Origin of the sequence: Paraburkholderia sp. EG286B (assembly GCF_040965655.1) — a bacterium.
GTDB lineage: Bacteria > Pseudomonadota > Gammaproteobacteria > Burkholderiales > Burkholderiaceae > Paraburkholderia.
On sequence record NZ_JBFRCF010000009.1, the window covers coordinates 322,081 to 334,174 of the forward strand.

The 12,094-nt window shown below is 68.4% G+C and carries 10 protein-coding genes; 5 read left to right on the plus strand and 5 right to left on the minus strand.

Features of this window, described 5'->3' with window-relative positions; genetic code table 11:
- Positions 1-1,677 (minus strand): ATP-binding domain-containing protein, encoded by a 1,677-nt coding sequence (locus AB4Y42_RS21640; protein ID WP_368695287.1) that lies wholly within the window; start codon positions 1,675-1,677, stop codon positions 1-3.
- A gap of 216 nt (positions 1,678-1,893) precedes the next feature.
- On the opposite strand from AB4Y42_RS21640, the gene AB4Y42_RS21645 reads away from it, so the two are divergent.
- Entirely contained in the window at positions 1,894-2,520 is a 627-nt protein-coding gene (locus AB4Y42_RS21645) for a glutathione S-transferase family protein (RefSeq protein WP_368689626.1), read from the plus strand.
- 57 nt (positions 2,521-2,577) lie between these two features.
- Positions 2,578-3,207 carry a Fur family transcriptional regulator gene (locus tag AB4Y42_RS21650; RefSeq protein WP_368695288.1) on the plus strand — a complete coding sequence of 210 codons (630 nt, stop codon included), beginning with the start codon at positions 2,578-2,580 and terminating at the stop codon, positions 3,205-3,207.
- A gap of 108 nt (positions 3,208-3,315) precedes the next feature.
- Here AB4Y42_RS21650 and AB4Y42_RS21655 read toward each other — a convergent pair whose 3' ends face one another.
- The 3 genes from AB4Y42_RS21655 to AB4Y42_RS21665 form a co-directional block, all read right to left on the minus strand.
- A complete protein-coding gene (locus AB4Y42_RS21655; protein ID WP_069268743.1) occupies positions 3,316-3,726 on the minus strand; it encodes a response regulator in 411 nt (136 codons plus the stop codon).
- Between the two features lie 198 nt (positions 3,727-3,924).
- A complete protein-coding gene (locus AB4Y42_RS21660; RefSeq protein ID WP_368695327.1) occupies positions 3,925-5,487 on the minus strand; it encodes a deoxyribodipyrimidine photo-lyase in 1,563 nt (520 codons plus the stop codon).
- A gap of 88 nt (positions 5,488-5,575) precedes the next feature.
- On the minus strand, positions 5,576-6,304 hold the full coding sequence (locus tag AB4Y42_RS21665) for a TetR/AcrR family transcriptional regulator (protein WP_368695289.1): 729 nt from the start codon (positions 6,302-6,304) through the stop codon (positions 5,576-5,578).
- A gap of 109 nt (positions 6,305-6,413) precedes the next feature.
- Between AB4Y42_RS21665 and AB4Y42_RS21670 the strand changes: the two genes are divergently transcribed.
- Entirely contained in the window at positions 6,414-7,985 is a 1,572-nt protein-coding gene (locus AB4Y42_RS21670) for an MDR family MFS transporter (RefSeq protein ID WP_368695290.1), read from the plus strand.
- A 250-nt stretch (positions 7,986-8,235) separates the two neighbouring features.
- Complete coding sequence (locus AB4Y42_RS21675; RefSeq protein ID WP_368689622.1) at positions 8,236-9,540, plus strand: MFS family transporter; 1,305 nt, start codon at positions 8,236-8,238, stop codon at positions 9,538-9,540.
- 18 nt (positions 9,541-9,558) lie between these two features.
- Here the strand turns inward: AB4Y42_RS21675 and AB4Y42_RS21680 are convergent, their stop codons facing one another.
- Positions 9,559-10,977 (minus strand): PLP-dependent aminotransferase family protein, encoded by a 1,419-nt coding sequence (locus AB4Y42_RS21680; RefSeq protein WP_368695291.1) that lies wholly within the window; start codon positions 10,975-10,977, stop codon positions 9,559-9,561.
- A gap of 122 nt (positions 10,978-11,099) precedes the next feature.
- Between AB4Y42_RS21680 and AB4Y42_RS21685 the strand changes: the two genes are divergently transcribed.
- A complete protein-coding gene (locus tag AB4Y42_RS21685; RefSeq protein ID WP_368695292.1) occupies positions 11,100-12,023 on the plus strand; it encodes a DMT family transporter in 924 nt (307 codons plus the stop codon).
- Positions 12,024-12,094: the final 71 nt, after the last annotated feature.

Sequence of the window (12,094 nt, forward strand, 5' to 3'; positions counted from 1 at the left end):
TCAGGCGCCGCCGCGCCGGCCCTCGATGAACCGCGCGGCGCGCGGCGACGCCACCACGATGAGCTTCATGGCCGCGCGGGTCGCGCCGACGAAGAGTTTGCGCGCAGCGCGCTCGTCGAATGACTCGAAGTCCACCTCGGTCAGGATCACGCACGGCGCGGACTGGCCCTTGAAGCGGTAGATCGATTCGAGCAGCAGGTCGCCCTCGCGGTACTGCGGATTGCCGAACAGGTCGTATTGGCCCGTGAAGCTGCGCAGCCGGTGCGGGCCGAGCTGATCGGGCGTCGCGAACAGCGCATGCTCGCGTCCGCGCCAGGAAAGCACGACGATGTCCTGCTTGCGAAAGCCGAGCGAAAGCGCCTGCGTAATCGCGCGTTTCGTGGCCAGAACCACCCCGGGCTCCGCGCCGGGTCCGGTTTCGTGCTCGTCCCAGCTCGCCACCGTCACGTCGGAGCCGTCGAACGGACTCCCCGCCGCGAGCTGCGCGATGGCGGGCACGGTCGGTCCGGCCACGTCGCGCAGGAACGCGAGGATGTCGCGCGGGCTGCGGTAATTGGTGGTCTCGCGCAGCACGGTCCAGCCCGCCAGCGCGAGCGGCTCGCGCACGTACAGGTTCTGCAGCGGATCTTCGAGCCACCACCATGCCGCGTCCCGCCGCAGCAGACGCCCGAGCGCGCCGACCCACGCCTCCTGGAAATCCTGCCCTTCGTCGACGATCAGCACGTCGAACTGCCAGCGCTCGGCAACCGGCATCTCGCCGAAGCGCCGCACGAGGTCGTCGAACGCGCCGGGGCTCCCGAAGTCGGGCACGTGGCCGCCGTCGCGCGCGACCCAGTCGCACAGCTGGTGATAGGTCGCCACCTTCGCCCCGGGCGGCGCGAGCTGCGCGATGTAATCCGCGAGCGGCCGGTTGAAGCACACGTAGAGCGTGCGCGCGCCGCGCGCCAGCGCGTCTTTCATGACCTGCACGGCCAGTTGCGTCTTGCCCGAGCCCGCCGTGCCGATCACGCGCAACCGGAACGGGGCAAATTCGAGCCGCCGCGCCCACGTGGCGAGGCCGCCCGCGAGCCGCGTGACGAGCGTGCCGGCCGCGCCGAGCAGCGCGCTGGTGTCGGGCGTGAGCGAAAGTTCGTCGGCGAGAAAGTGATGGATCCTGGCGGCGCACGGCAGGCGCGGCTCGTCGGCGGGCATGGCTTCGAGCACGATGGCGGCGAGCTGCGCCTTGCGCGTGGCGTCGACGATGCGCGCCGGGTTCACGCCCGCGATGGCGGGCTCGCGCACCACGTGGTCGGGGCAGTAGAACAGCTCTTCGAGCACGTAGGTGCCCGCGCCGAACGACGCCGTAAAGCGCCGATGCAGCCCTTCGACCGTGCGCGCCAGCGCGATCGCCACGTTGCGCTCGGTCTGCATGTACGCCTTGACGAGGCCGCCCGGCGTTTCGCGCAAAAAACCCGTTTTCTGCTCGACGAGCATCACGCGCCCGGCCGGGCTGACGATCACGAAATCGGCCTCGCCGAACACCGAAAAGCCCTCGGAGAGCCGCGTCCAGTGCACGCCGTGATAGACGGTGTAGCCGTTCGGCAAGCCGCGGGCGAGCGCGGCGAGCGTTTCGCGCTCGCGCGCGGCGGCGCCGGTGGCTTCGAGATGCTGCCAGTCGTCGGGGACAATGCGGGCCATGGGCGGGTCTCGGACGGATGTTGAGGTTCGTGGCGGCCGCGCAGGCAAGCGAGGGAGCGCTGCCGCACGAAGCGGGCGCGGCGGCGGAACTCCGGGCGCCGCGCAGCGCCTATTCTACGAAATGCCTGGCTGCACAAATAAACCGCGCGAGAATCGTGTATCGTGGCGGCCAGCGCCAGGTTGACCCTTTTTCCTCTTGCAAGGAGTACGCGCCAGATGATCACGATCTGGGGACGCGCCAATTCGGTGAATGTCCAGAAAGTCCTGTGGTGTTGCGATGAACTCGTGCTGCCGTTCCAGCGCATCGACGCGGGCGGCTCGTTCGGCCATCTCAACGAGCCATCCTATCTCGCCATGAATCCGAACGGCAAGGTCCCGACGATCACCGACGGCACCTTCGTGCTGTGGGAATCGAACGCGATCCTGCGCTATCTGGCGATGGAATACGGCCCTTCGAGCCTGCTCTACCCGACCGACCCGAAGGTGCGCGCCTCGATCGAGCGCTGGCTCGACTGGTCGATCGGCACCCTCGCGCCCGTCGAGCGCCCCGTGTTCCTCGCGCTCGTGCGCACGCCGCCCGAAAAGCGCGACACGGCGAAGCTCGCGGCCGACTTCGATCAGCTGACCCCGCTTTGGCGGCTGCTCGACCACCATCTGCAAGGCCGCTTCTTCATGGAAAACGAGCGCTTCTCGCTCGCCGACATCGTGCTCGGCGCGTACGCGCGGCGCTGGTTCGGACTCGAAGGCGTGGAGCGCGAGCCGCTGCCGAATGTCGAGCGCTGGTATCAGCGCATCGCTCAGCGCCAGGGCTTCCGCAAGTACATCGATCTGCCGCTCACCTGAGCCGTCGCTCAATGGCGGCGCGGGCGGGCCGGCGGCGCGCCCCGTATAATCGCAAGCATGAAGACAGCAAAACCGTCCCCGGACGCCTTGGCCTTGCACAGCGACACCGAGGCGCACGACCACGCGCACGATCACGGCCACGCCCACTCGCACGACGGTGTAGAGGGCGCTTCGGTCGAGTCCGCGCTCGCGATGGCCGAAGCCTATTGCCGCGAGCGCGGCGAAAAGCTCACGCCGATCCGCCGCAAGGTGCTGGAGCTGCTGCTCGCCTCGGGACGCGCAACCAAGGCGTATTCGCTGCTCGACGAAATGCGCCAGATCCATCCGGGTTCGGCGCCGCCCACGGTCTACCGGGCGCTCGACTTCCTGTTGTCGGCGGGGCTCATCCACCGCATCGAATCGATCAACGCGTTCGCCGTGTGCCACGACCTCACGCAGTGTCAGCACGGCATTCTCGTGGTGTGCCAGCAGTGCGGCAACGTCACCGAGCTGCACGAGCCCAAGCTGCGCCAGGCGTTGGTTGCGCAGATCGAGGCCGCGGGCTACCGGCTCGCCGGCGACGGCATCGAGCTCAAGGGTCTGTGCGCGCAATGCCAGGAGAGTCAGGCCAATTCGGCCGACAAGGCCGCACAGCCGGGCGCCGATGCGGCGCCCGAAGCCGCCGCGCAGTCCTCGTCCGTTAGCTAACCGATCTTGCCCGCCCTTGAGCGCGGGCAACAGCTCAGCCGCGCCGCATGTCGCGGCGCTTCAGTCCATCCGCACCCGCATCTTTGCCGCCGCGCTACGCGCGCGGCGTCACAGCGACTGGCGCGCGTCGATCGCGTCGCTCAGCAGCGTCACCAGTTCGTCCGGCCGGGCCGGCTTGGTCATGAAGTGCTGGAAGCCCTCGCCGATGCTGCGCAAACGCCAGCTTTCGTCTGTATGGCCCGTGAGCGCGACCGCGACGGTCGGTGCGTGATCGCCGCGGATTTCGTAGTCGCGCAGGCGCTGGATCAGGTAGAAGCCGTCCATGGCCGGCAGGTCGAGATCGCAGACCACGGCGTCGGGGTGCAGGCTCAGGGCCGCTTCGACGCCGGTTTCGGCGTCTTCGACCGCCACCACATGCGCACCCTCCGCCTCAAGCAGCGAAGTCAGTGACGCCCGGCTGTGCGGATCGTCTTCGACCAGGACGATGGTCGTCCGGTCGAGCTTGTGTACTGCGTTCATTGTGTTTGCTTACATGCCTTTCTGTCTGTCAGGCCGAGTGCCGCAAGGCTACGAGCCCGGAATCACGCCGGGCGCACGGCAACGCGGGCCGTCCTGATAGAGCAATCTTGATGCCGTCCGGTTCCTGCGTGCCGCGCGTGCGCCCATCCGCGCCGCGCACGATAGCCGCATCACAAGACAGCCCGATGACGGCGGCGCTCATGCTTTGCCGCCCTTTTTTACGTCCTGCTTTGGCCCCTGTCGCGAAGCGCCGAGGCCCTTGGCCCTGCCGGTTTGTGCATAGGCTTCGAGTGCACGCTGGCGTGCCAGTTCATGCTCGACGACAGGTTCCGGATAAGTTTTGCCGAGGCGCACGCCCGCCGCTTCGAGTTGCTGCGCGCCGGCCTTCCACGGCTGGTGCACGAGCGCATCGGGCAGGCCCGCCAGCTCCGGCACCCAGTGCCGCACATAGGCGCCGCGCGGGTCGAACTTCTGGCCCTGCAGCACCGGATTGAAGATGCGGAAATACGGCGCGGCATCCACGCCCGAGCCCGCCACCCACTGCCAGTTGGCCGGATTGCTGGCCGGGTCGGCGTCGACGAGCGTGTCCCAGAACCAGGATTCGCCCGCGCGCCAGTCGATCAGCAGATGCTTGCTCAGGAACGACGCCACGACCATGCGCACGCGGTTGTGCATCCAGCCCGTGTGCCAAAGCTCGCGCATACCGGCATCGACGAGCGGATAGCCGGTCAGCCCACGCTGCCACGCTTTCAGGCCGGCGGCGTCCTTGCGCCACGGCATGGCGTCGAAAGCGGGACGCAGGTTGCGCGTCGCCAGATCGGCGTAGTGAAAGCGCTGGTAATGACAGAACTCCCGCCAGCCCAGTTCGCTCGCGAATTTTTCGGCACTCGCGGCGCGGCGCGCCGAGCCGCGTCCGTGCGCGTGCTGCGCCGCCCTGAGCGCCGCCCAGACCTGGCGCGGCGAAATCGCGCCGACGGCGAGATACGGGGAGAGGCGGCTCGTGGCCGCGTCGCCGGGCTCGTCGCGCTCGCCGGCGTAGGCGTCGAGGTCGGTGGCGAGGAACGCGCGCAGACGCTCCAGCGCGGCTTCCTCGCCCGCTGTCCAGGCTGCGCGCACACCGCCCGACCAGTCGGGCGCGCGAGGAGCCAGGCCGAGCGCGTCGAGCGTCGATGCACGCTGGGTAAGACGTGCTGGCAGCGATTGAAAAATCATCCGTTCGGGCTCGCCTGCCGGCGGCGGCGGGTCGCCCATGCGCAGGCAGGCGCGCCAGTAGGCGCTGAAAACCTGGAACGGCTCGCCGGACTGATTGAGCACCGTCCATGGCTCATTGAGGAGCTGAGCGCTGAAGCTCTCCGCACTGACGCCGCGCTCGCGCAGCGAGGCTTTGAGGGCGCGATCGACCTCGCGTTGCGCCGCGCCGTAGCGGCGGTTCCAGTACACGGCTTGCGCGCCGGTTTCGGTGACGAGGGCGTCCAGTGTCGCCGCTTCGTCGCCCTGCAACAGCAGCAGGCGGCCGCCGCGCGCAGCCAGCGCCGCTTCGAGCGCGCGCAGCGATTCATGGCGCCACCAGCGCGCCGCCCCGCCCTCCGGGCGCTCGCCCGACGCGTGCAGATCGTGGATCCAGATACAGATCAGCGGCACGCCGCTCGCCGCGGCCTGCGCGAGCGCGGGCTGGTCGGCGAGCCGGAGATCGTCGCGAAACCAGACGATGGCGGGGGCTTGGTGCGCAGAAGTGCGGGAAGAAGCGGAAGAATAAGGCAGACCGGACCTCGACCGGGAACATTCGCGCGGCACTGCGCACGGGCCATGCCGCAAAGGCCACGGAGCGTACCACGGCGCGCGCTGGCGACTAATCCGTATCAATGCCCGTATCGGCGTGTGCGTCGATGCGCCCAGGCCCCACGCCCTCGGTGATGAGCGCGACCGCATGGCGCGCGATCGCCTCGACGCCCACGTGTGGCCGCTGCGCGTCGCCGCGCCACATCTGGCTGGTGGCGAGTGGCAGCAGCGTGAGGCCCATCAGCGACTGGAACAGCAACGCAGGCTCCAGCGCCGCGTTGAGCCGGCCCTCGCGCTGCCAGCGCGCAATGGCCGTGTGGGCCTTTTCCTGGTGGTCGCGGCCGAGGCGCTCGAGCATGCGCTGGCGCAGCACGCCCCCCTCGCTGATGACGTCGCGCACCCACAGCGGCGGAAACCACGGATTGCGCTGCCCCAACGCCACGAAGCGCTGCACCAGCGCGGTGAGCGCCGCCACGGGATCGTCGGGATGCTCCGCGAAGATGTCGCCGAGCGACTCGCGCAGCGGCACGAAGCGCTCGTCGATCAGCACATCGATCAGTTGATCGCGCGTCTTGAAGTAGTAGTGGACCATCGCGGGCGTCACGCCCGCCTCGCGGGCGATGGCGGCAAGCGACGTGTCGAGGATGCCCTGGCGCGCGAACAACGCAAGCGCCGCGTCGATCAGACGCGCGCGCTGCTCCGCCCCGGCCACGCCGCCGCTCGGCCGGCCGGGACGGCGCGCGGCGGGCCGGCCTGGCGTGCCGCCTGCGCTGTCGAGGATGGGTTCTGGCACTTTCATAGGCGTTTTATCGGGTAACGAAATGAATTTTGACCAACTGGAATAATTGTCCTAATATTAACCTCCGAATTAATTAATTTCAAGACAGACGCACACGATGAAACCCAGCATGAAACACCCTGTGCCCGCTACGGCGGGGGTCGGCGCTCACGCGAATGCAGCGGTGCTGGCGTCGGGCCCGGCGTCTGCCGATGCCGGCGGCCATCCGCGGGGCGGCCATCCGCCGATCCGGCTGCTGTTTCCGGCGCTCCTGCTCGTCATGCTGCTGGCCGCGCTCGACCAGACCATCGTCTCGACGGCGCTGCCCACCATCGTCGGCGAGCTGGGCGGGCTCGACCGGCTCTCATGGGTCGTCACGGCCTACCTGCTCACCTCGACGATCGTCGTGCCGCTCTACGGCAAGTTCGGCGACCTGTTCGGGCGCAAGATCGTGCTGCAGGCGGCCATCGTGATCTTCCTGATCGGTTCGGCGCTTTGCGGCGTGGCGCAGAACATGGAACAGCTCATCGTGCTGCGCGCCCTGCAGGGCATCGGCGGCGGCGGCCTGATGGTCGTGACGATGGCCGCCATCGGCGACGTGATCCCGCCGGCGCAGCGCGGCAAGTATCAGGGCATGTTCGGCGGCGTGTTCGGTATCGCCACGGTGATCGGGCCGCTGCTCGGCGGCTTTCTCGTCGAGCATCTGTCGTGGCGCTGGATTTTCTACATCAACCTGCCGCTCGGCGCGATCGCGCTCGTGGTGATCGGCGCGGTGTTCAAGCCACGCGCCGCGCACGTGAAGCACGTGATCGACTACATGGGCGCGGGCTGGCTCGCCGCCGCCCTCACCTGCCTGATCCTCTTCACGAGCGAGGGCGGCTCGCTGCTGCCGTGGACGTCGCCCACGCTCTGGCTCACGCTGCTGCTCGGCATCGTCGCCGTGGCAGGCTTCATCCACGAGGAAAAGCACGCCGCCGAACCCATCATGCCGCTCGAACTGTTTCGCGAGCGCACCTTCGTGCTCGCAAGCCTGATCGGCTTCATCGTGGGCGTCTCGCTGTTCGGCTCGGTCACCTTCCTGCCGCTGTATCTGCAGGTGGTGAAGGGCTCGACGCCTTCGCAGGCCGGCATGCAGATGCTGCCGATGATGGGCGGCGTGCTCGTGATGTCGATCATCACGGGCCGCATCATCAGCAAGATCGGCAAGTACCGCATATTCCCGATCGTGGGCACGGCGCTCGTGGCCGTGGCGATGATGCTGCTCGCGCGCCTGCAGATCGATACGCCGATTCACCTCATGTATCTCTACATGGGCCTGCTCGGCTGCGGCCTCGGCATGGTGATGCAGGTGCTGATCCTCGCCGTGCAGAACGCCGTGGAATTTCGCCACATGGGCGTGGCCACATCGGGTGCGACACTGTTCCGCTCGATTGGCGGCTCGGTCGGGGTGGCCGCGTTCGGCGCCGTGTTCTCCCATGGGCTGCACGCGCGGCTCGAAAAGGTGCTCACGGCCGATGTGGAACTGCCGCAGCCGCTCACGCCCGACGTGATCCACCATCTGCCGCCCACGCTGCATGCGCAGTACCTCGACGCGTTCGCCGGCGCGCTGCACACGGTTTATCTCTCGGCTGCGGTCGTGGTGGTGTTCTCGTTCGCGCTGTCGTGGCTGCTGCGCGACGTGCCGCTGCGCAAGCAGCATTGAGCGACTTTCCCCCGCTTTCCCCCTCCAGCCAGCGGCTCCCCGCTGGCTTTTTTGTGCCTCGCGAACCGGCATTACGTGGACCTATTAGGGCCCGTTCTCGCAGTCATTACATTTTCCACACATTTAATTACAGTTAGCTAAAATCGCGGGCATCGCGCGCCGGGACCCGGCGGCGCGCGTTTCAACTCTTGCGACGGCCGCATGACGGCCGCTCGCCACCAAAATACACAAACCAGGAGAAGACCCGCCCATGGACGTCCAGACCGACCCAACCACGCTATCCGCGCAAGACACGAGGCGACGCGTATTCGCCATCGTCGGCGCCTCGTCGGGCAATCTCGTCGAGTGGTTCGACTTCTATATCTACTCGTTCTGCGCGCTGTATTTCGCGCCCGCGTTCTTCCCGAGCGGCAACACCACCACGCAGCTGCTCAACACCGCCGGCGTGTTCGCCGCAGGCTTCCTCATGCGCCCCATCGGCGGCTGGCTGTTCGGCCGCATCGCCGACCGCCACGGCCGCCGCACCGCGATGATGATCTCGGTGCTCATGATGTGCGGCGGCTCGCTCGTGATCGCCATGCTGCCCACCTACGCGCAGATCGGCGCGTTCGCCCCGTTCCTGCTGCTGCTCGCGCGGCTCTTCCAGGGACTTTCGGTGGGCGGCGAGTACGGCACGAGCGCGACCTACATGAGCGAGGTCGCACTCAAGGGCCGGCGCGGCTTCTTCGCGTCGTTCCAGTACGTCACGCTGATCGGCGGCCAGCTCTGCGCGCTGCTCGTGCTCGTGATCCTGCAGCAGACGCTTTCCACCGAAGAACTGAAGGCCTGGGGCTGGCGCATTCCGTTCGTGGTCGGCGCATTCGCCGCGCTGATCTCGCTCTATCTGCGCAAATCGCTCGACGAAACCTCGACGAGCGAGTCGCGCCACAAACGCGACGCGGGCACGATTCGCGGCGTGTGGCAGCACAAGGGCGCGTTCCTCACAGTGGTGGGCTTCACGGCAGGCGGCTCGCTGATCTTCTACACGTTCACGACCTACATGCAGAAGTACCTCGTGAACACGGCCGGCATGCACGCGAAAACCGCCAGCAACGTGATGACCTGCGCGCTGTTCGTCTACATGCTGATGCAGCCGGTGTTCGGCGCGCTGTCCGACAAGATCGGCCGGCGCACGTCGATGATCCTGTTCGGCACGTTCGCGGTGATCGGCACGGTGCCGCTCATGCATGCGCTCAAGGACGTGTCGAGCCCGGTGGCCGCGTTCGCGCTGATCACGGTGGCGCTCGCGATCGTCAGCTTCTACACGTCGATCAGCGGCCTCATCAAGGCCGAGATGTTCCCGCCCGAAGTGCGCGCGATGGGTGTGGGCCTCTCGTACGCGGTGGCCAACGCGCTGTTCGGCGGCTCGGCCGAATACGTCGCGCTGTGGTTCAAGGCGGCCGGCAGCGAGTCCACGTTCTACTGGTACGTGACCGCGCTGTGCGCGATTTCGCTGATCGTCTCGTGGCGTATGCGCGATCCGTCGAAGGAAGGCTATCTGCGTCACGAACCGTGATGCATGGGCGCGGCCCCTTCATGCGGGCTGCGCCACCCGCTCCATCGCACGCTGCAATGTTTCGTAGACCTTCGGACGATTGCACTGCGAAACATTGAAGCGCAGAAAATCGCCCGCGCTGCGCGACACGCTGAACACGTTGCCCGGCGCGAGCACCACGCCTTCCACCAGCGCCTCGCGCGCGATCTGCGCGGCGTCGAGTCCATCCGGCAACTGCGCCCATACGAATAGTCCCGCCTGCGGCCGCGTCCATGCGGTCAGGCCCAGCGCCGCGAGCCGCTGCAGCGTCTCGCCCATGGCGTCGGCGAGCTTCGCACGCAAGCCGTCCAGATGCCGCCGATAGGTGCCGTCCACGAGCAGGCGGTGCACGAGTTCCGCCACCATCTCCCCATTGCCGAACGAAACCGCGAGCTTGAGATCCACGAGCGGCTCGATCCAGTCGGCGCGTGCCGCGATGAAACCGCAGCGCGCCGCCGCCGACATCGTCTTCGAAAAGCTGCCGATCGTCACGACACGCGCGAGCCCGTCGAAGGCCGCGAGGCGAGGCGCGGGCTCGATCTCGAAGTCGGCAAAGATGTCGTCCTCGACGATCAGGAGGTCGTGTTCCTCCGCGAGCTTGAGCAGGCGATGCGCGACGGCGGGCGCGAGCGTCGCGCCCGTGGGGTTGTGGACCGCCGAGTTCGTCACATAGAGGCGCGGACGCGATTCGGCCAGCGCGCGCTCGAACGCGGCGAGATCCGGGCCCGTCGGCGTGTACGGCACGCCGACCACGCGCACCCGGTGCGCGCGCAGCAGCGCCTGGAAATTGAAGTAGCACGGGTCGTCCACGAGCACGGTATCGCCCGGCTCCAGCAGGAAGCGGCACAGCAGGTCGAGCGCCTGGGTGCCGCCGTCGGTCAGCACGATCTGCCCGGGCGCGGCCTCCACGCCGTGCTGGCCGAGCCGCCACGCCAGCTGCTGGCGCAGCGCCGGCAGGCCGAGCGGCGACGCGTAATCGGTGAGCGGCGCGCGCGGGTCGCGTGCGAGGGCGCGCAGCGCGCGCCGCACGGCGTCCTGCGGCAGCCACGAGGCGGGCAGCCAGCCGCAGCCGGGCCGCAGCGCGTCGGCCTCGGTCTGCAGCGACTGGCGCGTGAGCCAGAGCGGATCGATCTCGCGGTCGAGCTGCGGCCCGAGCGCGGCGAGCGCGAGCGGCGGCGCGTGCCCGGCCACGAAGAATCCGGCGCCGCGCCGCGCGACGAGCACGCCTTCGGCGACGAGGCGCTCGTAGGCCTCCACCACCGTCGAATTCGAGACGCCAAGCTGCCCGCTCATCGCCCGGATGGACGGCACGCGCGCGCCCGCGTCCAGGGCCCGCGCGGCGATGCGCTCGCGCAGCGCCTGCATCACCTGCTCGACGCGCGTCATGGGCAAGGCTTGCGTCCTCGCTCTGTCTTTCATCTGTACTGCTCCGTGTTCAATACAGTTTGAACAAATTGTACTGATCTGTAGCTTACCTTCGCGCGGCGCGGCGCGCATCATCGGCGGATCGATCACCGCTGTTTCCTCTTGCCCACAAGCCCATGCGCAAAACGCTCGACCCCACCACCGACGGCTGGCTCTGCGGCCTCGCAGGCGTGCTCATCTTCAGCGGCTCGCTGCCCGCCACGCGGCTCGCCGTGCTCGGCCTCGACCCCGTGTTCCTCACCGTCGCGCGGGCGAGCATTGCGGGCGGGCTCAGCGTGCTGCTGCTGCTTGGGCTGCGCGCGGCGCGACCCGCGCGCGCCGAGGTCTGGCCGCTCGTCATCGTGGCACTCGGCGTGGTGGTGGGCTTCCCGCTCCTCACGGCGCTCGCGCTCCAGCACGTGAGTTCGGCGCACGCCATCGTGTTCGTCGGCCTGCTGCCGCTCGCCACGGCCGTGTTCGGCGTGCTGCGTGCGGGCGAGCGTCCGCAGCCGGCCTTCTGGCTCTTTTCCGCGGTGGGCAGCGCCGCCGTGGTGGCGTTCGCGCTGCGCCACGGCATCGACGCCTCGCCGCTCGGCGACGCGCTCATGCTCGGCGCGATCGTCGTGTGCGGGCTCGGCTATGCGGAAGGCGCGCGGCTGTCGCGGCGCCTGGGCGGCTGGCAGGTGATCTGCTGGGCGCTCGTGATCTCGCTGCCCGTGATGGCGCCGCTCGCGTGGTGGCTGCGGCCCGCCTCGTTCGCCGCGGTGGGCGCGGCCTCGTGGTGGGGGTTCGCCTATGTGTCGCTCTTCAGCATGCTGATCGGCTTTGTGTTCTGGTATCGCGGGCTCGCGCTCGGCGGCATTGCGGGCGTCGGGCAGTTGCAGTTGCTGCAGCCGTTCTTCGGCTTCGTGCTCGCGGCACTGCTGCTGCACGAATCCGTGCCGCCCGCGATGATCGCCGTCACCGCCCTGGTGATCGCGTGCGTGGCCGGCGCACGGCGCTTCGGGCGCGCGGGCGGCGCTTCCGCTGTCGCGAATCGCGCGGGCACGCAGCGCGTCTAGACGGGCTTTTTTGGCGCGCTTCAAAAGCGCGCCCGCGCAAGGCATAGTGAGGAACGCAAACCTCCTTCTCC